Genomic DNA, 25,800 nt, shown 5'->3' on the forward strand with positions numbered 1-25,800 from the left:
CCTCTTTTTAGAGAAAAATTCCCCTCCTATATACTGCGCTCCTTCTAAAACGCAACCATCCTACATAATCAATCGTCCTCCAATAAAAGATTTACCATATAAATTTTAGGGAATAGAAATCTTGTTTTAATTCAAAACAATTTGTGTACAGAACTTTCCGTCAAAGGTCTGATTTTTTGACTCGATATGACATTTGCAATAGAAGAGACGAAAACTTCATGTTAAACTAATGTAGGAAAAATAACTTCTTTCAGTAGAAGTCTTCTTATATTTATAAGATGCAGGATAGAAGCTAGTGTTTACTTTTTAAGTGGAGTCCTCATTCACTGAAAGAAGTTAAGCACCGGCGGATATCACGAATTCGGAAAGGAGTTTTTTTGTGCAAGCACAAAAACCGAATTCGGATGCAATTACGCATTCGCGTAATTGATTTCTACATGGCTGTGCTATACGACAGCTGCTCAGTAATAAAGCACGTAATGGCTTTATTCATTTATATAATACAGAACTTAAGGAGATGTTGATATGTTACATCAGCTTTCATGGAAAGTCGGTGGGCAGCAAGGTGAAGGGATTGAGAGTACAGGTGAAATCTTCTCAATGGCAATGAATCGTCTAGGGTATTTCCTATACGGTTACCGTCATTTCTCTTCTCGTATTAAAGGTGGCCATACGAATAATAAAATTACGGTTCGTCCGACAGAAGTACGCGCAATTGCGGACGACTTAGATATACTAGTGGCGTTTGACCAGGAAACGATCGACGTGAACTATAATGAATTAACACCGAGCAGTATCATTTTAGCGGATGCGAAATTTGATCCGAAAAACCCGGAAGACAGTGTTGCGCCATTATACGCGGTACCGTTTACGGAAATTGCGGCTGAACTTGGTACGTCTTTAATGAAAAACATGGTTGCGATTGGTGCAACGGCAGCACTTTTAAACTTGGATGAATCGGTTTTCCAAAGTGTTGTAAATGAAATTTTCGGACGTAAAGGTGAAGAGGTCGTTGCGAAGAATATTGAAGCGATCGAGCGTGGTCGTCAGGCGATTTCAGAGCAAATCGGTGATCGTGTAGGCACATGGGAAATTGCGCCTGCAGACGGAAAACGCCGTATGTTCATGATTGGTAACGATGCAGCGGCATTAGGTGCATTGGCTGCCGGCTCTCGTTTCATGGCGGCATATCCGATTACACCGGCATCTGAAATTATGGAATATATGATTAAAAAGCTTCCATTAGTAGGTGGAGCGGTTATTCAAACTGAAGATGAGATTGCTGCGGCAACAATGGCAATCGGTGCAAACTACGGTGGTGTGCGTGCATTCACAGCATCAGCTGGTCCTGGTCTTTCATTAATGATGGAAGCAATCGGTCTTTCAGGTATGACGGAACAGCCGCTTGTTATTTTCGATACACAACGTGGTGGTCCATCGACAGGTTTACCGACAAAGCAGGAGCAATCGGATTTAATGGCGATGCTCTACGGTACACACGGTGAAATTCCGAAAGTTGTAATTGCGCCTTCTACAATGGAAGAAGCGTTTTATGATACGATTCAGGCGTTTAACATTGCTGAAGAATTACAAATCCCGGTAATCGTTATGACAGACTTGCAGTTATCATTAGGTAAGCAGTCGGTTGATCCGTTCGATTACAGCAAAATTGAAATTCGTCGCGGTAAAATTGTGGAAGCGGTTGAAGATGTAGAATCAAAAGATTACTTCAAGCGTTATGAAAATACAGAAGACGGCGTTTCACCACGTGTCCTGCCAGGTACAAAAGGCGGTATTCACCACGTAACGGGTGTAGAGCACGATGAAACAGGTAAGCCATCTGAAGCAACGGGCAACCGTCGCACGCAAATGGATAAGCGTATGCGTAAATTACAGCATGTCCGCTTTGAAAACCCGGTATACGTGAACGCGCCACATGAAGAGGCAGACGTATTACTTGTAGGCTTCAACTCGACGCGCGGAGCAATCGAAGAAGTTCAGGAAAAGCTGAACTCTGAAGGCGTAAAAGTAAACCATGCACATATTAAGCTGATCCATCCATTCCCTTCAGAAGAAATGAGTGCATTGATGGATAAAGCGAAAAAAGTGATTGTCGTTGAAAACAATGCGACAGGTCAGCTAGCAAATATTATGAAAATGAATATCGGTGGTCACGCGAAGACGAAATCGATTTTAAAATACGATGGTACACCATTCCTACCACGTGAATTAACAAACTTAGTGAAGGAGGAAATTTAATCATGGCAACATTTAAAGATTTCCGAAATTCCGTAAAACCAAACTGGTGTCCAGGTTGTGGTGACTTCTCCGTACAAGCGGCGATTCAGCGTGCTGCAGCAAACGTGGGCTATGAACCAAGCGAACTAGCTGTTATTTCAGGTATCGGCTGTTCTGGCCGTATTTCAGGCTATATTAATTCATACGGCTTCCACGGTATCCATGGTCGTGCATTACCGATCGCACAAGGCCTTAAAATGGCAAACAAAGACCTGAAAGTTATCGCTTCAGGCGGTGACGGTGACGGCTTCGCGATCGGTATGGGTCACACAATCCATGCAATCCGCCGTAACATCGACATTACGTATGTAGTAATGGATAACCAAATTTACGGATTAACAAAAGGCCAAACGTCTCCACGTTCAGCTGCTGGTTTCATTACGAAATCAACACCGGGCGGAGCAATCGAGCCATCATTAAAACCGTTGGAAGTTGCGTTAACTGCAGGTGCGACATTTGTGGCACAAGGCTTCTCGACAGATATTAAAGAACTGACAGCGATGATTGAGGCCGGTCTGAACCATAAAGGCTTCTCGTTCATCAACGTATTCTCACCATGTGTAACGTACAACAAAGTAAACACGTACGACTGGTTCAAAGAGAATTTAACAAAGCTTGCTGACATCGAAGGCTATGATTCTTCAAACCGTGAACAAGCGATGCAAACAGTAATGCGCCATGAAGGTCTTGTAACGGGTATTATTTATCAGGATACTGAAACAACTTCGTATCAGGAGAAAATCAAAGGCTATTCAGAGCTACCGTTAACAGATATCGATATTAGCTTATCAGAAGAACAATTTGATCAGCTGACGAAGGAATTTATGTAATAAAGCTATACAGGCTGGAGTTTCCGGCTTGTATAGCTTTTTTGTTTTGGACGGGGATTGGCGATTAAATCAAACGGTTTGACTAATATCTGTTTCCAGTTGACGAATAAGTTTCTGAAATGGCGAATATGCATGAATAAGTGACGAATAAATTTAAATCAATTTATAGTAATTTTTTGATTTTAAAAATGAGGGGGAGTCGAGCAATCATACTAGGTTTAATAAAAACATCCGAATAATTGTAAAAAAATACATAATTTAATATAAGCAAAAAAGCGATTTAAATCTAATTTTGACGAGTTTTGTCGAAACCATTTTAAATTTTATTATAGTACTGTAACATCTATAAGTAATTGACAACAAAAGATAAAAATACATGAAAAATTGTAATTATTTTCTGAAAACTGATGAAATTTATCATGAAAACTGTTATCTTTAATCAAGAAGTCATATTAACGAACTATATGTAAAATTATTCCATAATGCAATCCGCCTATAGTCATTGATTTAATATTAAGAATATTTTTAAGAATGTAGCTTTTAATAAATTATTGACTGTAGTAGAATAGTGGTATAAAAATACGTATTTAATTTGTTAATACGAAATTATATAGAGAGAATAGTAGTAAATACTTGTTTTGCACCATTTCATTTCACCGCAGATTTCAGAATTCAGAATGTTTGCGAAAGTGTCGTTTTGTTTAACGTGACAAATACATAATAATTGCTGTGAACAATTAAATTTGTCATAAGATAAATATAATATTAAAGGGGATGTATTTTTTATGAACAGTCAAATTCAACTAATCGTACCAACGTGGTTTGTCCAGGATGAACTACATATTATCGAAACGATCGTTAGCAAAACGTCAGCGGATACAGGTATTGTCATTGCTGGGGAAAACTTTGACAAAACGAAGCGATGCCATCCAACTGTCCGCCTTTATATGACTCAGCTTATGAACGATCAATATGAAATTACAAAAGAATTGGATGCCTTCCAGTTCGATACAGCTGAAGAAGCGAAACAATTTTGTGCAAAGTTGCCAGAAATGACGGCAATTGATTTGGTTATGTTAATGAATAATGAAGAGCCTGTATTTTCTATTTAATAGATGATTCCAGCTTTGTTGAATGAATCTTCATTTAGCAAAGCTTTTTTTGTTGCCCTTTTTCCGAGGGTCCGTGGTTTGTATTTTAGTGGAGAAAGGCTACAATATAGGAGAACAACTAGAATAAGGAAGTGATTTAAATGGCTAGAGGTGTATATATTCACATTCCTTTTTGTCATCAAATTTGTAACTACTGCGATTTTAATAAAGTATTTTTTAAAAATCAGCCAGTTGATGAATATATTGAAGCGCTCGGACGGGAAATGGAAATGACGGTTGCCGCGATGCCGGAAGCGTTCACGAATATCGAAACGATTTTTCTCGGTGGCGGAACCCCGACTGCACTGTCCGCAGAGCAAATTGAAAAATTATTGTCGCTCATTACGAAACATATTCCAATGTCATCCGTAAAAGAGTTTAGCAGTGAAGCAAATCCGGATGAACTGACAATCGATAAATTGCAGGCACTATATAATGGAGGCGTCAATCGTTTAAGTATGGGCGTCCAATCATTCGACCAGTCACTACTGAAAAAAATCGGACGTACCCATTCGAATGAACATGTATATGAAACAATCCAAAACGCCAAAAACGTTGGATTTAAAAATATAAGCATCGATTTAATGTATGGTCTGCCTGGCCAGACGATGGAACAATGGCAGGAAACGCTTGAAAAAGCCTTGGCACTGAAGCTGCCGCATTATTCAGCGTACTCGCTTATTGTAGAGCCTAAAACGATCTTTTATATCCAGTATGCAAAAGGAAAGCTCCATTTGCCGACAGAAGATCTGGAAGCGGACATGTATGGTGTTTTGATGGACACGATGGAAGCGCATGGACTCCAGCAATACGAAATCAGTAATTTCGCGAATGAAGGCTATGAGTCAACACATAATAAAATCTATTGGGATAATGACGAATACGCAGGATTTGGCGCTGGTGCTCACGGTTACTTGGAAGGCGTACGCTATTCCAATGTCGCACCAATCAAAAAATATATTGAAACAGTGATGGCAGGAGAGCGTCCTTTATTGCATGAACATGAAGTGACGGGTGATGAGAAGCTGGAAGAGCAGATGTTTTTAGGTTTAAGAAAATCTGCCGGCGTGACACATGGAGAGTTTGAGAAGAAATTCGGTCAGCCGATGCTTACTATATATAAGGAAATAATCGATCAATTACAGGAAGAACATCTCATTGAAATTGACTCTGAAGGAATCCGTTTAACAAGAAAGGGCCGGTTTATCGGCAATGAAGTATTTCAACGGTTTTTAGTAGGGGAATAATCTTTTTGCGGCGGTACTTGAAAAAAGTTAAAAAAAACGGACGAATTCATTGACATCAATTTAGAGATTTGCTAATTTATAAATATATTAGCACTCCTCTTAATCGAGTGCTAACAGAGGTGAGAAAGATGTTAACAAATCGGCAGTTACAACTATTGCAAGTAATCGTAGACGAATTTGTGATGTCAGCACAGCCTGTTGGTTCGCGTCAACTATCCAAAAAAGAAGGTATTACGTATAGTGCTGCTACAATACGTAATGAAATGGCAGATTTGGAGGAACTGGGTTTTTTAGAAAAAACGCATACTTCTTCAGGAAGGGTCCCTTCTGAAAAAGGGTATCGCTTTTATGTCGACCATTTACTTCAGCCTCAAATCATTTCGAGTGGCGAAGTAGCGCAAATCCAGTCGCTCTTTAAAAAACAGATTGTTGAAGCAGAACAAATCATTAAAGAATCCGCAAATATATTATCGGAATTGACGACATACACGACCATTTTACTCGGTCCGGATGTTCAAAAGCACCGTGTCAAGAAATTCCAGATTGTACCGTTAACAGAACAAACAGCGGTGGCTATTATCATCACAGATAACGGTCATGTAGAAAATCGAACACTAACGTTACCACCGGGTTTTAACCCGCATGATATTGAAAAAATGGTTAACATTTTGAATGACCGTCTAGTCGGTGTGCCGTTATATGAACTTCCGGTAAAACTTCAAACTGAGGCAATTTCGGTATTGAAGTCTCATATTCATGCATCCGATTCGATTATCCGGTCATTGTTATCCATTACTTCAAACCATCACGAAAATAAAGTTTATTACGGTGGTAAATCCAATATGTTGAATCAGCCGGAGTTCCATGATCTAGAGAAAATGCGAATGCTGATGGATCTGATCGACAAGGAAAGCCAAGTTCAAACTTTATTCAATGAACAGAAAAATGGTATTCAAATCCGAATAGGTTCAGAAAACAATCATTTAGCAATGGAAAACTGCAGTGTCATCACCGCTTCCTTCCTTGTAGGGGAAGAACAGCAGGGGGCAATCGCAATTATCGGCCCGACGCGCATGGATTACCGACGTGTTGTGACATTATTGGATGTTATGACAAACAGTCTGTCCAGAGCGTTCTTCGATAATAAGAAGTAAAACCGTTGATTCAGCGGTCTTAGTAAACATAGCCGCTGAATTCTTGAATGATTGATACTCGAGGAGGAAAAGAAGTGTCAGAAACAAAAAACAATGAAGAATTGCAGCAGGAAGAAACTACGGAAGAAGTAGTGGAAACAGCTGAAACTACTGAAACAGAAGAAACTGCAGATGAAAAAGATCAGAAAATCACTGAACTTGAAGCGAAACTTGCTGAAGAGGATGCGCGCTATCTGCGTTTGCGTGCTGACTACGATAACTTAGCTCGCCGTACACGCTTAGATCGTGAAGCAGCCGAGAAATACCGTGCACAGAGCTTACTGACTGAACTTTTACCGGTGCTGGACAATTTAGACCGCGCACTGCAAGTAGAAGTAACAACAGAAGAAGCGGCTTCATTATATAAAGGTGTACAGATGGTATATGACCAGTTAGTTGCTGCTACGGAAAAAGAAGGTCTTACGATCATTCCGGCAGAGGGCGAAAGCTTCGATCCGAACTTCCACCAAGCTGTAATGCAGGAGCAGGACAGCGAAAAGGAAACTGGCGTCATTTTACGCGAACTGCAAAAAGGGTATCAGTTAAAGGACCGTGTACTGCGTCCGTCAATGGTATCTGTAAACGAGTAATTTAGTGCTTTTCGGTGCTATCTATATATTTTTTAAATTAACACATTTTGTTTTTTACTATTAGGAGGAAAATTAAATTATGAGTAAAATTATCGGTATTGACTTAGGAACAACAAACTCTTGTGTATCTGTATTAGAAGGCGGAGAACCAAAAGTAATTCCAAACCCGGAAGGTAACCGTACATCTCCATCTGTAGTAGCATTCAAAAATGGAGAAAAACAAGTTGGTGAAGTAGCAAAACGCCAAGCTGTAACAAACCCGAACACAATCATTTCTATCAAATCAAAAATGGGTACAAACGAAAAAGTGAAAGTGGAAGATACAGAGTACACGCCACAAGAAGTATCTGCAATGATTTTACAATACTTAAAAGGCTATGCTGAAGACTACTTAGGCGAAAAAGTAACAAAAGCTGTTATCACAGTTCCTGCTTACTTCAACGATGCGCAACGTCAAGCAACAAAAGACGCAGGTAAAATCGCTGGTTTAGAAGTTGAACGTATCATCAACGAACCAACAGCTGCAGCATTAGCATACGGTTTAGATCAACAAGACGTTGACCAAAAAATCCTAGTATTCGACTTAGGTGGCGGTACATTCGACGTATCGATCCTTGAATTAGCTGACGGCGTATTCGAAGTATTAGCAACTGCAGGTGACAACAAACTTGGTGGTGACAACTTCGACGACAAAATCATCGCTTATTTAGTAGAAGAGTTCAAAAAAGAAAATTCAGTAGACTTATCTAAAGACAAAATGGCAATGCAACGTTTAAAAGATGCAGCTGAAAAAGCGAAAAAAGACTTATCAGGTGTAACTTCAACTCAAATTTCATTACCATTCATCACAGCAGGTGCTGATGGCCCGCTTCACTTAGAAATGTCATTATCACGTGCAAAATTCGATGATTTAACAAAAGACTTAGTAGAGCGTACAATCGTTCCAACTCGTCAAGCATTATCAGATGCAGGTCTTTCTGCTTCAGAATTAGATAAAGTAATCTTAGTTGGTGGTTCTACTCGTATTCCTGCAGTAGTAGAAGCAATCAAAAAAGCAACTGGTCATGAGCCGCACAAAGGCGTAAACCCTGACGAAGTAGTAGCAATGGGTGCTGCTGTACAAGGTGGCGTATTAGCCGGTGACGTACAAGGCGTATTATTATTAGACGTAACACCATTATCATTAGGTATCGAAACAATGGGCGGCGTTATGACGAAATTAATCGATCGTAACACAACAATCCCAACATCTAAATCTCAAGTGTTCTCAACAGCTGCTGACAACCAGCCAGCAGTAGACATTCACGTATTACAAGGTGAACGTTCAATGGCAGCAGACAACAAAACACTTGGTCGCTTCCAATTATCTGATATTCCACCAGCACCACGTGGTATTCCACAAATCGAAGTAACATTCGATATTGATGCGAACGGTATCGTATCAGTTAAAGCGAAAGACTTAGGTACACAAAAAGAACAAACAATCGTGATCCAATCTGATTCAGGTTTATCAGAAGAAGAAATCGAGCGTATGGTTAAAGATGCAGAAGCAAACGCTGAAGCAGATGCGAAACGTAAAGAAGAAGCAGATCTTCGCAACGAAGCAGACCAATTAGTATTCCAAGTGGATAAAACAATCACAGACTTAGGCGAGCAAATCACAGAAGACGAAAAGAAATCTGTTGAAGATGCACGCGACGAGTTAAAAGCAGCTTTAGAAAAAGGCGAGCTTGAAGGCATCAAAGCTTCTAAAGAAAAATTAGAAGGCGTATTACAACCATTAGTAATGAAAGTTTACGAGCAAGCTGCAGCAGCTGCACAAGCACAAGGCGGTGCTGAAGGCTTCGAAGGCGCAGCAGACGCTGGCCAAAAAGACGACGGTATCGTAGACGCTGACTTTGAAGAAGTAAAAGACGACAAAGACAATAAATAATCCTTTCTGATTTTCACATAAAAGCCAAAGACCGCTTGCGGCTTTGGCTTTTATGCTTGTCGTGATATGTGCTGGGCTTATTAGCGGATTTTTGTGGGGAAGTAGAAATGTTCGGCCTTAAAGTAGAAAGTTCAAATTTATTAGCAAATCCTCGCGAGAAAGTAGAACTTATTGAAGCGAAAGTAGAAAGTTCAATGAGTAAAGTAGAAGTTATCTATGAGAAAGTAGAAATGTTCGGCCTTAAAGTAGAAAGTGCAAGTTTTATTAGCCGATTCCCGAGAGAAAGTAGAACTTATTGAAGCGAAAGTAGAAAGTTCAGCGACTAATGTGGAAGTTATCCATGGGAAAGTAGAAGTGTTCGGCTTTAAAGTAGAAAGTTCAAATTTATTAGCAAATCCCCGTGAGAAAGTAGAACTTTTTGAAGTGAAAGTAGAAAGTTCAGCGGCTAATGTGGAAGGTAACCATGGGAAAGTAGAAGCGTACGGCCTTAAAGTAGAAAGTGTAAGTTTTATTAGCGGATTCCCGCGAGAAAGTAGAACTTATTGAAGCGAAAGTAGAAAGTTCAGCGGCTAATGTGTACGTTATTCAAAGAAAAGTAGAAATGCACACTCATAAAGTAGAAGTTATGACGGGTAATAAATTTCACCAAACCTTGACTCTAATTAAATAGAAGTCCAACGCCCATACTACCCGGTAGTTGTGCGGAGTGGAGAGGCCGACTCCTAGGGGATTAGCGTGCGCGGAAAATCCACTTGATACTTGATGTATGCCGCCGTAGAGGCATACATCAAGTTAGTTGGAGCCACGCCCCCATGAGATAGGAACGAATGCTAAGAGCGTCACATCGTGTGACAACGCATTCGTGACCAACATCGTGTTGGCCTCCGCAACGCAGCACATCGGCCTATATGAAAGAAACTAAACTTTATAACTTCAGCCGGAGTGAAATCAACGGACTTTATGAACAAACCGAAACATTATTTAATTTCATATAAGATGAACTAAAGCAAAAGCTATACATCAATTTTTCAACATGATAAAATAGACGTTATGTAAAAAGAGCGGAGAGTGAACAATGAGTAAGCGCGATTACTATGAAGTACTTGGCCTGAGCAAAGGTGCAAGCAAAGATGAAATAAAAAAAGCGTATCGTAAATTATCAAAACAGTATCACCCTGATTTAAACAAAGAAGAGGGCGCAGACGTAAAGTTCAAAGAAGTCGCAGAAGCGTATGAAGTACTGTCAGACGACCAAAAACGCGCACGTTATGACCAATTCGGCCATGAAGATCCAAATGCCGGATTTGGTGGCGGCGGCTTCGGAGGCGGCGCTGGATTCGGCGGTTTCGAGGACATCTTCAGTTCGTTCTTCGGAGGCGGCCGACGTCAAGATCCAAACGCCCCACGTAAAGGTGACGATCTGCAGTTCCGTATGAACATTTCCTTCGAAGAAGCAGTATTCGGTAAAGAAACAGAAATAGAGATTCCAAAAGAAGAAACATGTGATACATGTCACGGTTCTGGTGCAAAACCAGGTACGCATCCACAAACATGTTCACAATGTAATGGCGCTGGTCAGATTAACCAGGCAGTCGACACACCGTTTGGCCGTATGGTAAACAAACGTTCTTGTCCATCATGTCGTGGTCAAGGTAAAATCATTGTGGAAAAATGTTCACCATGTCGCGGTACTGGTACAATTACGAAAAAGAAAAAAATCAAAATCACAATCCCGGCAGGTGTTGATGATGGTCAACAATTACGCGTAGCTGGTCAAGGTGAAGCAGGATACAACAATGGTCCGGCCGGCGATTTATACATTATCTTCAATGTTCGCAAGCACGAGTATTTCGAACGTGACGGCGATGATATTTTATATGAACTAAAATTAACATTCCCGCAAGCAGCGTTAGGTGATGAAATCGAAGTACCGACAATTCACGGGAAAGTGAAACTGAAAATTCCTGCAGGCACACAATCCGGTGCACAATTCCGCCTGAAAGATAAAGGCGTAAAAAATGTACACGGCTATGGCATGGGGAACCAGTATGTCATCGTAAATGTTGTCACACCGACGAAATTAACGGAAAAACAAAAACAATTGTTACGTGAATTTGCAGAAATCAGCGGAGACATTCCGGAAGAACACGGAAGCTCGCTGTTCGACAAAATTAAGAAAAAAATTAAAGGCGACTAAGGAGTGTATTGCAAGTGAAATGGACAGAACTTTCGATTTTAACAACGCATGAAGCTGTTGATGCAGTGACGAACATTTTACACGAAGCTGGCGCAAGCGGTGTAGTAATTGAAGATTCAAAGGAATTAGATAAAGAGAGAATCGATAAATTTGGTGAAATTTATGCACTGAATCCTGAAGATTTTCCGAAAACAGGTGTCATTGTAAAAGCATATTTATCGGCTTCAAGTTTTTTAGCGGAAACAATCGAAGAAATTAAGCTTGCAATCGCAAACCTTGTAAACTTTGATATTAATATTGGCGAAAATGTATTAACACTTTGTGAAGTTGATGAAGAAGATTGGTCAACAGCATGGAAACAGTACTACCATCCGGTGAAAATTTCGGAACGCTTCACGATTGTGCCGACTTGGGAAGACTACAAACCGGTATCGACGGATGAGCTGATCATTGAGCTGGATCCGGGAATGGCGTTCGGAACAGGAACACATCCTACAACAGTAATGTGTTTACAGGCGCTTGAAAAAGTTGTACAACATGACCACACAGTTGTCGATGTTGGTACAGGATCTGGTGTACTGTCAATTGGTGCTGCCATGCTTGGAGCGAAAAGCGTTCATGCATTGGACTTAGATGAAGTAGCGGTAAATGCAGCGCGTGAAAACGTTGAACTGAATAAAATGAGTGATATTGTTGAAGTATTCCACGGCAATCTTTTGGATACAGTAAAAGAACCAGCTGATATTGTGGTGGCGAATATTTTAGCGGAAATCATCATGTCATTTACAGATGATGCCTTTTCAATTGTAAAACCAGGCGGCATCTACGTGACATCAGGTATTATCGGAGCGAAAAAAGACGATGTCAAAGCCGCTCTTGAAAAAGCCGGATTTGTCATTGAAGAAGTATTAATGATGGAAGATTGGGTAGCGATTATTTCACGTCGTCCTTAATTAAATCGTTTAATCGAAAATCGAACATTTTGCTATCGGGCAAAATGTTCGATTTTTACGTTATCAACAAGGAGTGAAGACAATGCAAAGATATTTTGTAGATACAGTGGATAGTGATAAGGACCAATTTATCATTTCCGGAGAAAACGCACGCCATATTTTAAAAGTGATGCGTATGACGGTCGGGGAAGAGATCATCGTTGTACACGATAATGTAGCACATGTTTGTGAAATTATCGAACTTGACCAGGATGTCTGTGCGAAAAAAACAGGTACGACAATACCTTCACCGGAAATGCCGGTTAAAGTCGATATCGCATGCGGTCTGCCAAAAGGCGATAAACTGGAACTGATTGCACAAAAAGCGACGGAGCTCGGGATGCACGCACTGATTCCGTTTGCGGCAGAACGTTCGATTGTTAAATGGGATGATAAAAAAGCGAAGAAAAACCAGGAACGCCTGCAAAAAATTGCTCAGGAAGCGGCCGAGCAATCGCATCGTACATATGTACCGAATGTTGTACAACCAATCAGTTTCAAACAGCTTGTACAAACATTCTCAAACTATGATGCCGTATATATTGCAGACGAAGAAGACGCGAAGTTGGCGACACGTACGACTTTTAAACAAAAGCTGCAGTCGTTAAATACGGAAAAAACACTGCGCATCTTATGCATTTTCGGTCCTGAAGGCGGCATTTCCCGCAATGAATCGGCAATAATGCTTGAAGCCGGTGCACAGACAATGTCACTTGGACCACGTATTTTACGGGCAGAGACCGCGCCATTTTATGCGCTTGCGGCGATTTCGTATGAATTTGAATAATAAACCTATAAAAAGCCTTAATTTCTCACGAAAAGAGAAGTTAAGGCTTTTTATTTTGTTAACCATAGCCCCCTATTTGTAAATTATCTCAAATTAAATGCATTTCCCTCTTGTATAACAAAAAACAAGTATGTATAATGTTTGTATAACATATAACGAAGTCACTGGACAAATATTTATTTGAAACAGTTAATATATCAAAGTTTATTATTAGCAACGTTAGAAAGAACGAAGAATACCTCTAAACATTATACAAATCAAAATTAATAAGTGAAACATTGTACAATATCGAATCAGAATAGGGAGGAAATAGAAATGAAAAAAATTGCAGTGGTAGGGGCAGGACCCGGTGGATTAGCGGTTGCCATGTTATTGGCACATAAAGGGTATGAAGTAACGATTTATGAAAAGCAGGCATATGTAGGTGGGCGAACAAGCGAGATTAAGCTTGGTGATTATAAATTTGATATGGGCCCGACATTTTTAAATATGCTGTACATTGCCGAAGAAATTTTTGAGTTAACAGGCCGAAATATTCACGACTATGTGGATCTGATTGATTTGAATCCGATGTACCAACTGATTTACCATAATAAAAAAATTAATATGACGCGTGATGCCGATGAGATGATCCGTCAAATCAACGAGCTTTTCCCTGGGAATGAGGGTAGCTATGAGCGCTACATGGAGCAGACGCAAAAGAAACTTGAAGTGCTGGCACCAGTACTGCAGGCACCGATGAATAAGCTGACAGATCTGTTCAATCCGAAAGTGATGAAAGCGTTCAAAGAGTTGGAAATAGGAAATTCTCTAGTTGATACACTGTCGAAATTCTTTAACGAAGAAGAATTGCAGCTCGCTTTCACATTCCAGGCGAAATATTTAGGAATGTCACCTTGGGAAAGTCCTGGCGCATTTTCGATTCTTTCATATATTGAACATGCGTACGGCGTTTACCACATTAAAGGCGGCATCAATAAGCTGACACAAGCAATGGGCAGAGTTGTGCTAGAATCAGGCGGGAAAATCCTCCTCAATAACGGCGTGAAAAAATTAAAAACAAAAGGCAGAAAAGTGACGGGCTTACTGCTGGAAGATGGTCAGGAAATTGAAGCGGATGAGGTCATCATTAACGGAGATTTTGCCCATGCGATGACACATCTTGTGGAGCCGGGTCTACTGAAAAAATACACACCGGAAAAACTTGAGAAAAAACAATATTCTTGTTCAACATTCATGCTGTATTTAGGTGTCAATAAACAATTTGATTTACCGCACCATACAATTTGGTTTGCAAAAGACTACCGTAAAAATGTAGAGGAAATTACTAAGACAAAACTGATGTCCGAAGATCCGTCAATTTATATTCAAAATGCAGTCGTAACGGATGAAACGGTTGCTCCAAAAGGGAAGTCGACATTATATATTTTAGTACCGGTACCGAATAATATGAGCGGAATTGACTGGGCGGAAAAGGCGGGTCCTTTCCGCGATATGGTTTTAAATATGGTGGCAGATAAACTTGGCGTTAAGGACATTTGGGAGTATATCGAAGAAGAGCGTATGATTACACCTGCTGACTGGGAACGCGATATTCATGTTTATAAAGGGGCGACGTTCAATTTAGGTCACCAATTGTCTCAAATGCTTGTATTCCGTCCGCGCAATAAATTTGAAGAGCTGGATCAGTGCTGGTTAGTCGGCGGTGGTACACACCCGGGCAGTGGCTTGCCGATTATTCTGGAATCAGCCCGAATTACAGCAAACGGCATTTTACAGCAGGATAAACAGACATTACTTCCTGTTAAACCATTGCCGAAAGTAGAGCTGTATAAAAAGAAAGAAGCACAATTACACCATCAGCCGGCAGCAATTCAAACAAATGCTTAAAGAGTAGACATTGTAGTGAAACTTTTAATTGAATGGAAACGTATAATAACTATTCAATTAAAGGGGGCAATACAATGTTCAAAAAATTAGCATCAGACGCATTAGGTCTATCAGATATTGGGGTAGTTATTTCAAGACAGGACTTTGACAAAACAGATGCGGATGATTTCATTTTTAATGAAGCGGACGAAAAAATTTATTTCCTGATCAAAACAAAAGCGGATGAGTATTGCTTCACGAACTATGCATTAATACATGTTGACGGGGCTAATGCAATCAGTAAAAAACGTATGCTGCGTCGCTATGACTATGAGCATTTTGCGATTGAAGAAGTGCTGCTGGAAACAGCCGGAACAATTGATCTGGATGTAGAGATTAAATTTGTAATCGGAAATGTGCCATTAAGCATTGATATTCATAAAAAACACTTAACGGAAATTAAAGATTTATACAAAGCGCTTCATGCTATTTCACTTGAACAAAAAGCGAATGCATTCAGCATGGATGCTGCAAAACAAAGTCTGAATTTAGCGGCATCTGCAATCGGCCGCGCTGGCAATGAAGGGGTTTCACCAGCCGAAGCATTTAAGGAGATCACAACATTTTCACATAGCTGGCTTCTTGAACAAAAGAAAGCATTTGTGAAGAAAGATTTCGGCGATGTTTTTGAGAAATATATTAATAACTAACGGATGAAGCATGCGATATTTGTCGTATGCTTTATTTTTGTACATAATAAAGGAGACAAACTTTTTATTTACTTGGAGCCCATACTTGAAGATTTGGGACATTATGGTGGCATGATAATAAATTGGATGTGTAAACAGGAAGGAAAAAGGTGATATATTAGTTACTAACATGGAGAACAGATTGAAAGGGTCGCGATAATATGGAAATTGAAGAAATTTTAACAGGGATCTTAATTATCTGTAGTGTAATGCTTTTTATTCTATTATGTATTTATTTTTTAACAATCTACCGGAAGAACGAGAAGAAGCGCACTTTCAATAAAATAAATAACTATATCCAACAAAATGAGAGGGACTGGTACAATTATTTAGTTTTAAAAAAACCACTTCCAAAACACTTGGCTACAAAAAATGAGCTTGAGGCAATTGACAGTATTTTCGTTTCGTATGTTACATCGATGAATAAAGAAGAGATTCTGGAGAGAGCTTCAACATATGCTGCGTTAAATATGAAAAACTATTATACAAAGCAATTGACGAGTCGTGATCAAGCTGACCGTCTTCATGCTTTGCAACGCACATTGATTCTGGATCTGGAATTTTTAGTGCCGCTAATCGAACGCCGACTAAAAGACAATCGTACAGGGTCTATGGAAGAGTATTTGTTAATGCTAAAGGTTGCAGCGAAATATAATAGAAATTTATTTTTGGCGCATATGTACAAGCCTAGATTGACTTTTAATGATAATGAATACCATGTGTTGCTATCGAATATAGAGGATAGTTATTGTGACTACTTTAAAGATCATTTTGAAGAATTGCCGATGCAGCTGAAATTAGCGTTCCTGGAGTATTCATGCTTGAATAGGAACTTGGGCCCTTCATACCTTTCATTATTTGAACAGTTACTGACTTCCGAATGTGGGGGAATTCGTCTTCGTGCATTAAGAGCAATTTCATCGTATGGCGAAATTTCGCATGTGAAGCATTATGAAGAATTTATCCATTCAACACATTGGGAAGAGCGTCTATTGCTCGCCGAAATTTTACGCTTTGTTAAAGAGGACGATTCGTACACTTATCTGAAAAAGTTGATGCTTGATCCAAACAGCAATGTTCGAAAACAGGCGGCTTTATCGCTGATGGGTTTACCGGATGGACAGGCGATACTGCAACAGGTATCCGACAATGAAGAACATATCCGTTCTACACAGGCTTCAGTGAAAGAAAGTCTGTAATTTAACAAGTAGTTAAAAAAATAGGCTTTGTATAGCGTTTTGTGCTATTATAAAACACGTTGATATTTTTCTTCATTTAAGGAATGAAGATCGTGCTACCGGTCGACTTAAAAGAGGGAAATCGCCGGAGTAAAATAGATAAGTGCTAACCTTGAAAGGATGATATAAATTATGAGTTACGAACGTACGAAAACCGTATCTCTACATACATTAGGGTGTAAAGTAAACCACTATGAAACAGAAGCAATTTGGCAGCTATTTAAAGAACAAGGCTATGAACGTACTGAGTTCGATCATCAAGCGGACGTTTATGTAATCAATACTTGTACTGTAACGAACACGGGTGATAAAAAATCTCGCCAGGTAATCCGTCGTGCAATCCGTCAAAATCCGGATGCGGTTATTTGTGTAACAGGCTGTTATGCACAAACATCACCTGCTGAAATTATGGCCATTCCAGGGGTCGATATTGTTGTTGGTACACAGGACCGCGAAAAAATGCTTGGATATATCGATCAATACCGTAACGAGCGTCAGCCGATCAATGCGGTACGTAATATTATGAAAAACCGTGTATATGAGGAATTGGATGTACCGGCATTTACAGACCGTACTCGTGCTTCACTGAAAATCCAGGAAGGCTGCAATAACTTCTGTACATTCTGTATCATTCCTTGGGCGCGCGGCTTAATGCGTTCACGTGATCCGGAAGAAGTTATTCGTCAGGCTCAGCAACTTGTTGATGCGGGTTATTTGGAAATCGTCCTAACAGGTATCCACACAGGCGGATACGGACAAGACTTCAAAGACTATAACTTAGCGCAGCTGTTACGTGACTTGGAAGCACAAGTTAAAGGCTTGAAACGTTTACGTATTTCTTCAATCGAAGCATCTCAATTAACAGATGAAGTGATTGAAGTACTTCAAAACTCTGAAATTGTCGTGAACCACTTACACATTCCAATCCAATCGGGTTCAGATACAGTATTAAAACGTATGCGTCGTAAATATACAATGGAGTTTTTCGCAGAGCGTCTTGAAAAGCTGAAAATCGCTTTACCTGACTTGGCGGTTACTTCTGACGTAATCGTAGGTTTCCCGGGTGAAACGGAAGAAGAGTTTATGGAAACATACAACTTTATCCGCGACCACAAATTCTCTGAGCTTCATGTATTCCCGTACTCTCAACGTACTGGTACACCTGCAGCGAGAATGGAAGATCAAATTGATGAAGAAATTAAAAATGAACGCGTTCACCGTCTGATTGCACTGAATGATCAGCTTGCAAAAGAATATGCTTCCCGTTTTGAAGGGGAAGTTCTGGAAGTTATACCGGAAGAACGCTTCAAAGATGGCGACAATGAAAACTTATATGTCGGCTATACAACGAACTACCTGAAAGTAATATTCGAAGGCACAGAAGAAATGGTCGGCGAACTTGTAAAAGTTAAAATTACAAAAGCAGGCTACCCATACAACGAAGGACAATTCGTCCGCGTATTGGAAGGCCAAGCGATTTAAAAGTATTCTTTATAAAGAAAGAGGGATTGCACAGAGCAATCCCTCTTTTTGTGTTAGATGACATTACTTTGTACAAAAAGTTAATTAGTTGTTCTCCGTTACGGAGAACAACGTGTAAGGAGTGGATATTATATTAAACCTATTTTACTTCTAATAAAATCGGGTACAGAAAATAATGTGCACAAGTTTTCATAATCGGGGAACAACATGTACTTTTATGCAGCAAATTAATTTACCAAAAGTTAGTCGTAAACGGCTGGAAGTTTAAGTATATTATGAGGAAGACAAGCCGACACTATGATTCGGAAACATTGTGTTGATCCCGATTATAAGCAAAGAAGGTGAGCAATTTATATGAAGAAAATATGGATGTTTGCTGCAATTCTATTTATTTTATATGGTTGCACGGAAAAAAAAGAAGAACCAACAGTAGAAAGTGAATCGGCTATGCTGGAAGTCAGTATTCCTACTGAAGTAGCAAGACATTACGGCTCGCTTAATATTGAGTACAAAGCATCGGATGTTTATAAAAGTATTGAGCCGAATGGTGTCGTTTCTTTGGCGATGAATGAGCAACAGCTAACTGAAGTCACGCAACAAACAGAACAATTTCTAAAGCAGTATAAGAAAACAAGTGAGCAAAGTACAGAAGATGGAATTACGCATATCGCTGCAAATGAAAACTATTCAAACTGGGAAATTGTATTATCTGATGACTCTCTTATAGAGCAAGAGGCATTTGATTTGGCACAGGAGCATTTAATAAAAAATATTTTAACGTACCAGTTAGTCCATCGTCAGAATCCCGAGTTGAATATTCAATATGTCACAGATGACGGTGAGCCTTTGGACAGAAAAATAATTCGTACAAAATTCGCCTATTCAGATGAATAATTTAAGTTGTCTGATAATTTGCGTCAATTAAAATACATGCTAAACTATAGATGTACGGACAACTAATGTTGAATAAAAGGAGTAATGAAAAATGACTCAAAATTATGCAGTAATGATTGATCATACTTTATTAAAAGCTGATTCTACAAAAGGTCAAGTAGAAAAGATTTGTGCAGAAGCGAAACAATACGGATTTGCTTCAGTATGTGTAAATCCTACTTGGGTGAAGTACAGCGCAGAGCAATTAGCTGGTACAGAGGTTAAAGTATGTACAGTTATCGGTTTCCCATTAGGTGCTACAACATCTGCAGTAAAAGCATTCGAAACAAAAGATGCGATTGCAAACGGTGCCGGCGAAATTGATATGGTTATTAATATTGGTGCACTAAAAGACGGTAATTACGATTTAGTTCGTGATGACATCAAAGCAGTAGTAGATGCTGCAAATGGTACTTTAGTAAAAGTAATTATCGAAACTTGCCTATTAACAGATGAAGAAAAAGTAAAAGCTTGTGAACTTTCTGTTGAAGCAGGTGCAGATTTCGTGAAGACTTCTACTGGATTCTCAACAGGCGGAGCAACAGCTGAAGATATCGCATTAATGCGTAAAACAGTCGGTCCGGATCTTGGTGTGAAAGCTTCCGGCGGTGTTCGCAGCTTGGAAGATATGCAACTGATGATTGAAAATGGTGCTACTCGTATTGGTGCTTCATCTGGTGTTGCTATCATGAATGGTCTAAAATCAGATTCTAATTACTAATTCAATAGTTTTTGTTGACTCTTTTTTTAAGATACGCTATACTACTTTAGTACACATTAACTAACAAGTTAATGTATGTATGACGTGTGTTCGGAGGGAGGGAAAGAGAGATGTCAAAAACTGTCGTTCGCAAAAACGAATCGCTTGAAGATGCTCTTCGTCGCTTCAAACGTACTGTATCAAAATCAGGTACAATTCAGGAAGTTAGAAAGCGCGAGTTCTACGAAAAACCTAGCGTTAAACGTAAAAAGAAATCAGAAGCTGCACGTAAACGTAAGTGGTAATTTTCCCTGTAAAAACCCTACGTTCATAACACGCAATTTTCAGATTTAACTGAGCAGACAAATGATATACCCCGCAGTTATTAATTTAACTGCGGGGTATTTGTATTTCTTCTTAAAATCACCCATAATAGAAAAGAGAAAGAAAGCGTTTTCGGGGAAAGTTTTAATAATCTGCAACTAGTTCCGTATAATTGGAATATGTTAGCAAATCATAGTAAAGTAAGTTTTTTTAAGCTTTTTAAAAAAATTTGAAACTTTTCTTAATCTCATCCGTAGAATTAACTGTACATAACTTAGCTAAAGGGGTGATAAAATTGAGACGAACGAAAGGGATTAGTTGGATTTTTCTGATAGTCATGTCATTCGTATTAATGTTTCCTTCTTTAACAGCATTTGCAGATGGTAAAGTGTATGAAATATCCATCAATAACGAAATTGAAAAAGGTTTGGTGGAGCATTTAAAGCGTGGATTCGATGAAGCGAAAGAAAATAATGCAGAAGCAATCATTTTAAATATGCATACACCGGGCGGGTTTGTAACTGCCGCTTCGGAAATCGGCAAACTGATGGATGAAATGGATATACCGATAATTGCCTTCATCAATTCGGATGCACTGTCTGCTGGAGCGTTCATTGCTTTACATGCCGATGAAATCTATATGACGCCTAATGCTACTATGGGTGCTGCAGCGGTCACCGATTCTACCGGTAACACAGCAGGAGAAAAGGCAGAAAGTGACTGGCTTGCTAAAATGTCATCGGCTGCCGAAAACTCTGGCAGGGATCCTAAATATGCGAAGGCAATGGTCAGAAACGATGAGGATCTGCCTGAACTTAGAGCCCCTAAAGGAAAACTCCTAACACTAACTGCGAAAGATGCGGAAGAAGTTAAGTACTCGGAAGGCACTGTTGCATCGATAACAGAACTGCTGGAAAAAACCAACCTTGATGGCAGCGACGTTGTAAAAATCGAGCAAACATTTGCCGAAAAGCTGGCACGCTTTATTACCAATCCGGTTATTGTTCCTATTTTATTGTCGATTGCAAGTATTGGATTGGTCGTGGAACTGTATTCACCAGGATTCGGTGTGGCAGGATCAATGGGGCTTGCTTCGTTAGGTATGTTCTTCTTTGGACATACGATTGCAGGTTTTGCCGGATATGAAACCGTCATCATTTTTGTAATCGGACTTATTTTACTCATTGCCGAGCTATTTGTACCAGGTGGTATTATTGGTATTATCGGTGGCGCATTAATGATAGGAAGTTTGCTTTTTGCAGGGGAAAGCTTTGTTCATATGGCTTATTCGATTTTAATTGCAATGATAATTGCAGGTATAGGAATGGTGATACTTATGAAATTCTTCGGGAAAAAGTTGCATATGTTCAACCGTCTCGTGCTGAGAGATGCAACGACGACGGAAGAAGGTTATGTTTCAAACAAAAACCGAATTGAATTAATAGGCAAGACAGGGCAGGCTATCACGCCGTTGCGACCATCAGGGACCGTCATTGTTGATCAGGACCGTCTGGATGTTGTAACACAGGGCGGCTATATTGATGCTGGTAAAACAGTAGAAGTAGTGAAGGTAGAAGGCTCTCGTATTGTCGTAAGAGAATTTATTGGAAGAGGTGGAGAATAAGTATGAATATGTTAGCAGATGCAGGAACAATTACATTAATTGTCGGATTAGTCATTGCATTTATTATCCTGGCAGTATTTTTCACATTTGTTCCGGTTGCACTATGGATTAGTGCCCTAGCAGCAGGTGTAAGAGTAAGTATTTTCACATTAGTCGGAATGCGTTTACGTCGAGTTATTCCGTCACGTATCGTGAATCCGTTAATTAAGGCTCATAAGGCCGGTTTAGAAGTAACAATTAACCAATTGGAATCACACTATTTAGCAGGTGGTAACGTAGACCGTGTTGTCAATGCATTAATCGCGGCACACCGAGCAAATATCGAGTTAACATTTGAACGTGCTGCAGCAATCGACTTAGCTGGTCGTGACGTATTAGAAGCGGTACAAATGTCGGTTAACCCGAAAGTTATTGAAACACCATTTATCGCCGGTGTTGCGATGAACGGGATTGAAGTTAAAGCAAAAGCGCGTATTACAGTACGTGCAAACCTGGACCGCTTAGTCGGTGGTGCTGGTGAAGAAACAATCGTTGCCCGTGTTGGTGAAGGTATCGTATCGACATTAGGTTCTAGTGAATCACATTCAAAAGTACTGGAAAATCCGGATTTAATTTCTCAAACGGTTTTATCTAAAGGTTTAGACTCTGGTACAGCATTCGAAATTCTATCGATCGATATCGCGGACGTTGATATCGGTAAAAACATCGGTGCCGAGCTTCAAATCGAGCAAGCACAGGCAGATAAAAACATTGCTCAAGCAAAAGCCGAAGAGCGTCGTGCAATGGCCGTAGCAAGCGAGCAAGAGATGATTGCAAAAGTTCAGGAAATGAAAGCGAAAGTAGTAGAAGCAGAGGCAGAAGTTCCAATGGCTCTTGCAGAAGCGCTTCGTTCTGGCAACTTCGGTATTATGGATTACATGAACTACAAAAATATTCAGGCGGACACATCAATGCGTGATTCGATCTCAAAAGTTTCGAATGACGATAGCAAAGATCCGAAAAACAAATAATCGAGGAAAGGAGTGAGCACTAAATGGAAGGAATTATCATTATGATTATTGTCTTTATTGTCAGTTCTTTATTGGGTAAAGGTAAAGAACAGCAGCAAAAAAGAGAAAAGCAACAAATGCCGCCATTTAGCAGTCAACCTGCTCCTCGAAAACAGGAAGTTCAGCGTCGAACAGAGCAAAGCCGTCCAAAAACATTGGAGGATTTTGCGAACGAAGTATTCGGCCAGCTGAATGAAAAAGTAAAACCAGTAACGCAAAATATAGAACGGGAGCTTCCGAAACAAGTATCAAAACCTGTTGAAGCTGCTCCTTCTATAGTGGAACCGGTAACTGAAAAGATGAATAATGCCCGTTCATTAAAAGAGCGTCCGATCGTCGCAATGGCCAAAAAAGAAGCAGAAGCTTTTCAGGTCGTGCCATCGAGTCAACGTGATTTAATGCAGGCGATTATTATGACAGAAGTTCTCGGTCCACCTAAAGCGAGAAGAAAATAATACAAAACTACCTATTTCACCGTAACGTGGGAATAGGTAGTTTTTTTATATAAGATATATGAAAATGTAATGTTGACCTCGTATCCACGGAAAGCGTTCATCCGTAATGGAAAATCAACGGACTTTATGAAAACAAGCAATTAAATTTCCGCGGAACCGGGTATATCTATTATGAGAGGGGGAAACAGACATGAAAAAAAGATGGATATTAATGTTTGTGTTTATTTTAGTACTGGCTGCATGCGGTAAGGAAGTGGAAGAGGCGATTACTGAGACGGATGGATCGTCTACTGTTTTCGAGAGCGAGGAGCCACTGACACATCATATGGAAGGTGTCACATTAAATCTCGACTATAAAATTCAAAAGGTATCTGCCGAGCCGGGTGAATTGATTCTTGAAATTAGCGGAAATATTAAAAATGAGTTCAGCCAAATCGTTTATTATACGCCGGAATTTACTATTCAAACACCGGATCAGGAAGATATAGAACAGCTGTCGTCTTCTGTTGAGAACGAACAAATTATGGTGAATCCTCAAATGGAAACGACTTTTAATGTGTCATATTTGATTCCTCAGCACATATATGATGAAAATACATCGCTGAATCTCCTAGTTCCAGCTGCATTTAAGGAACCGGAAAGCGAAAGTTCCGGTGATGCATTAGGAGATACTGCGAACTGGGAAATTCCGATAAAGTAAAACCTCGATTAATAGGGCGATTAATACCCCATTGATTGTTAGTTAAAGTGGTATTAAATAATCTATACATGCCTTCTTTTTTCCGAGCATATAGTGACGTAAAAAGGAGGCTTTTATTGAAAAATTTATTTCCTAAAAACAATAAATTGCAAATCACCTCTTTTATGGATATCCGCTATGATGGTTCCTATACGATAGGTGATGTAACCCCGACCGAATATAATTGTACGACAAAGGATTTTACGATGTACGTTCATGCAGGGGAAGTGGAAGTCCAGCATTTATTCGAAGAAGGGTTTTTAATTCAATGTAAAAATCTGCAGAAGCTTACGATTGAGCGGAATGCAAAATGAGTAAATCCTATAAAAAGCTAATAACAATCAAACTAAAGCAATCAAAAGAAGCAAGTACTTTTATTATGCTGCTGAAAGAGCATAAAATCCGTGTTTTTAATTTGACTTTTAAACAGAGCGAAATAACTTTCCAAGTGGCGCATAGTAATTTGTCATTACTGCGCAGACTAAGAAAAAAAGCGAAAGTAAAAATTACAATCCGTTACAGCGAGCCGGAGAAAATTCTGCAAAAAGATATGGTTACGGCCATTGGTATCATCATGTTAATCATCCTGCCAATAATACTTTCACGCTTTGTATGGGAAGTCGAAGTTGAAGCCACCACGATTGAACTGGAAGATGAAGTGGCGCAGTATTTGCATAAGGAGATGGGCGTAAAGTTTCCTGTACCGAAAAAAACATTTTTATCCGATAATGAAATCCGACAGACGATGATGAAGGAGTTTCGGGAGTTTTCATGGGTACATATTATGAAAAACGGAAGTAAAATTACGATTAATCCGCAATTGGCGCCAAAGATTGAGCCGGTTCCAAAAGTGAACAAAAACCAGCATCTCGTTGCGAACAACAGCGGTGTCGTCACTCATTTCCAAATTGAACGCGGTGTTCGTCAAGTTGAGCAAAATATGACGGTCTACAAAGGAGATATTCTCGTTTCAGGTGTGCTGCAGCATGGTGAAAAGGAAATTGTTATCGGTGCTGAAGGCGAAGTGTTTGTGGATTACTGGCTTGAAACATCATTTTCCGTTCCTAAATCAATTGAAATCGAAGTATTGGATGACCATGGCTGGAAGTATGACGTGAATTGGGAGAAAATCGGAACAGCGATAGAACAGATGTCTATTGAACCTTTGAAGTCCGTTGTGACGTATAAACCTTATCGAATGTTCCATAAAAAAAAGGAAAAGATAAGTGAAAAGGATGTAGAAACAATTATCTTGCCATTACTGCATGAAAAGATGATTTCTTCATTACCGCTTGAAACCGCCATTAAAGCAGAAAAACTTTTGCACGTCTACAGTGATGATGATACAGTTAAAGGGAAAGTCTTGTATTTAATAAATGAAAATATCGCACAACCACATCCAATTCACCAAGGAGAATGA

General features: G+C 39.6%; 25 protein-coding genes. All 25 read left to right on the forward strand.

Annotated features, from left to right (window positions below; translation table 11 throughout):
• Window positions 1–525 precede the first annotated feature (525 nt).
• The 25 genes from MKY27_RS05160 to MKY27_RS05280 all read left to right on the forward strand — a co-directional run bounded on the left by MKY27_RS05160 (window position 526) and on the right by MKY27_RS05280 (window position 25,800).
• A complete protein-coding gene (locus MKY27_RS05160) occupies window positions 526–2,259 on the forward strand; it encodes a 2-oxoacid:acceptor oxidoreductase subunit alpha (RefSeq protein WP_339198269.1) in 1,734 nt (577 codons plus the stop codon).
• Window positions 2,260–2,261: 2 nt separating this feature from the next.
• Entirely contained in the window at window positions 2,262–3,128 is an 867-nt protein-coding gene (locus MKY27_RS05165; protein ID WP_339175644.1) for a 2-oxoacid:ferredoxin oxidoreductase subunit beta, read from the forward strand.
• A 785-nt stretch (window positions 3,129–3,913) separates the two neighbouring features.
• On the forward strand, window positions 3,914–4,240 hold the full coding sequence (locus tag MKY27_RS05170; RefSeq protein WP_339175645.1) for a geranylgeranyl pyrophosphate synthase: 327 nt from the start codon (window positions 3,914–3,916) through the stop codon (window positions 4,238–4,240).
• A 140-nt stretch (window positions 4,241–4,380) separates the two neighbouring features.
• Window positions 4,381–5,526 carry a radical SAM family heme chaperone HemW gene (gene hemW / locus MKY27_RS05175; protein WP_339175646.1) on the forward strand — a complete coding sequence of 382 codons (1,146 nt, stop codon included), beginning with the start codon at window positions 4,381–4,383 and terminating at the stop codon, window positions 5,524–5,526.
• 128 nt (window positions 5,527–5,654) lie between these two features.
• A complete protein-coding gene (hrcA, locus tag MKY27_RS05180) occupies window positions 5,655–6,680 on the forward strand; it encodes a heat-inducible transcriptional repressor HrcA (protein WP_339175648.1) in 1,026 nt (341 codons plus the stop codon).
• A gap of 74 nt (window positions 6,681–6,754) precedes the next feature.
• Complete coding sequence (gene grpE / locus MKY27_RS05185) at window positions 6,755–7,309, forward strand: nucleotide exchange factor GrpE (RefSeq protein ID WP_339198272.1); 555 nt, start codon at window positions 6,755–6,757, stop codon at window positions 7,307–7,309.
• Between the two features lie 79 nt (window positions 7,310–7,388).
• Window positions 7,389–9,242 carry a molecular chaperone DnaK gene (gene dnaK, locus MKY27_RS05190; protein ID WP_339198275.1) on the forward strand — a complete coding sequence of 618 codons (1,854 nt, stop codon included), beginning with the start codon at window positions 7,389–7,391 and terminating at the stop codon, window positions 9,240–9,242.
• 107 nt (window positions 9,243–9,349) lie between these two features.
• Window positions 9,350–9,541 carry a hypothetical protein gene (locus MKY27_RS05195; protein ID WP_339198278.1) on the forward strand — a complete coding sequence of 64 codons (192 nt, stop codon included), beginning with the start codon at window positions 9,350–9,352 and terminating at the stop codon, window positions 9,539–9,541.
• Complete coding sequence (locus MKY27_RS05200) at window positions 9,495–9,788, forward strand: hypothetical protein (protein WP_339198281.1); 294 nt, start codon at window positions 9,495–9,497, stop codon at window positions 9,786–9,788. Before MKY27_RS05195 ends, MKY27_RS05200 begins: the two co-directional genes overlap by 47 nt.
• Before the next feature lie 529 nt (window positions 9,789–10,317).
• Window positions 10,318–11,439: a molecular chaperone DnaJ gene (gene dnaJ / locus MKY27_RS05205; RefSeq protein WP_339198283.1), complete on the forward strand. Its 1,122-nt coding sequence runs from the start codon at window positions 10,318–10,320 to the stop codon at window positions 11,437–11,439.
• Between the two features lie 14 nt (window positions 11,440–11,453).
• Window positions 11,454–12,392, forward strand: coding sequence for a 50S ribosomal protein L11 methyltransferase (gene prmA, locus MKY27_RS05210; protein ID WP_008403155.1), 939 nt, complete (start codon window positions 11,454–11,456; stop codon window positions 12,390–12,392).
• 82 nt (window positions 12,393–12,474) lie between these two features.
• On the forward strand, window positions 12,475–13,218 hold the full coding sequence (locus tag MKY27_RS05215; protein ID WP_339198287.1) for a 16S rRNA (uracil(1498)-N(3))-methyltransferase: 744 nt from the start codon (window positions 12,475–12,477) through the stop codon (window positions 13,216–13,218).
• 315 nt (window positions 13,219–13,533) lie between these two features.
• Entirely contained in the window at window positions 13,534–15,108 is a 1,575-nt protein-coding gene (crtI, locus tag MKY27_RS05220) for a phytoene desaturase family protein (RefSeq protein ID WP_339198290.1), read from the forward strand.
• A 74-nt stretch (window positions 15,109–15,182) separates the two neighbouring features.
• Window positions 15,183–15,797 (forward strand): PH domain-containing protein, encoded by a 615-nt coding sequence (locus MKY27_RS05225; protein WP_339198293.1) that lies wholly within the window; start codon window positions 15,183–15,185, stop codon window positions 15,795–15,797.
• Between the two features lie 200 nt (window positions 15,798–15,997).
• The gene (locus tag MKY27_RS05230; protein WP_339198295.1) at window positions 15,998–17,035 is read left to right on the forward strand and encodes a HEAT repeat domain-containing protein; all 1,038 of its coding nucleotides are present in this window, start codon (window positions 15,998–16,000) and stop codon (window positions 17,033–17,035) included.
• A gap of 171 nt (window positions 17,036–17,206) precedes the next feature.
• Window positions 17,207–18,556, forward strand: a complete 1,350-nt coding sequence (gene mtaB / locus MKY27_RS05235) for a tRNA (N(6)-L-threonylcarbamoyladenosine(37)-C(2))-methylthiotransferase MtaB (RefSeq protein WP_339198298.1) — start codon at window positions 17,207–17,209, stop codon at window positions 18,554–18,556.
• Window positions 18,557–18,910: 354 nt separating this feature from the next.
• Complete coding sequence (locus MKY27_RS05240; protein ID WP_339175669.1) at window positions 18,911–19,450, forward strand: adenylate cyclase; 540 nt, start codon at window positions 18,911–18,913, stop codon at window positions 19,448–19,450.
• 91 nt (window positions 19,451–19,541) lie between these two features.
• On the forward strand, window positions 19,542–20,210 hold the full coding sequence (gene deoC, locus MKY27_RS05245; RefSeq protein WP_339175671.1) for a deoxyribose-phosphate aldolase: 669 nt from the start codon (window positions 19,542–19,544) through the stop codon (window positions 20,208–20,210).
• Window positions 20,211–20,320: 110 nt separating this feature from the next.
• On the forward strand, window positions 20,321–20,494 hold the full coding sequence (rpsU, locus tag MKY27_RS05250; RefSeq protein ID WP_004227078.1) for a 30S ribosomal protein S21: 174 nt from the start codon (window positions 20,321–20,323) through the stop codon (window positions 20,492–20,494).
• A 314-nt stretch (window positions 20,495–20,808) separates the two neighbouring features.
• Window positions 20,809–22,137, forward strand: a complete 1,329-nt coding sequence (locus tag MKY27_RS05255) for a nodulation protein NfeD (protein ID WP_339198301.1) — start codon at window positions 20,809–20,811, stop codon at window positions 22,135–22,137.
• 2 nt (window positions 22,138–22,139) lie between these two features.
• Complete coding sequence (floA, locus tag MKY27_RS05260) at window positions 22,140–23,147, forward strand: flotillin-like protein FloA (protein WP_339198303.1); 1,008 nt, start codon at window positions 22,140–22,142, stop codon at window positions 23,145–23,147.
• Between the two features lie 23 nt (window positions 23,148–23,170).
• A complete protein-coding gene (locus MKY27_RS05265; RefSeq protein WP_339198306.1) occupies window positions 23,171–23,641 on the forward strand; it encodes a hypothetical protein in 471 nt (156 codons plus the stop codon).
• Between the two features lie 190 nt (window positions 23,642–23,831).
• Window positions 23,832–24,341: a hypothetical protein gene (locus MKY27_RS05270; protein ID WP_339198308.1), complete on the forward strand. Its 510-nt coding sequence runs from the start codon at window positions 23,832–23,834 to the stop codon at window positions 24,339–24,341.
• Window positions 24,342–24,457: 116 nt separating this feature from the next.
• Entirely contained in the window at window positions 24,458–24,694 is a 237-nt protein-coding gene (locus MKY27_RS05275) for a hypothetical protein (protein WP_008403137.1), read from the forward strand.
• On the forward strand, window positions 24,691–25,800 hold the full coding sequence (locus tag MKY27_RS05280) for a sporulation protein YqfD (protein ID WP_339198310.1): 1,110 nt from the start codon (window positions 24,691–24,693) through the stop codon (window positions 25,798–25,800). Before MKY27_RS05275 ends, MKY27_RS05280 begins: the two co-directional genes overlap by 4 nt.

This window comes from Solibacillus sp. FSL R5-0449, from assembly GCF_037975215.1.
Taxonomy (GTDB): Bacteria; Bacillota; Bacilli; order Bacillales_A; family Planococcaceae; genus Solibacillus.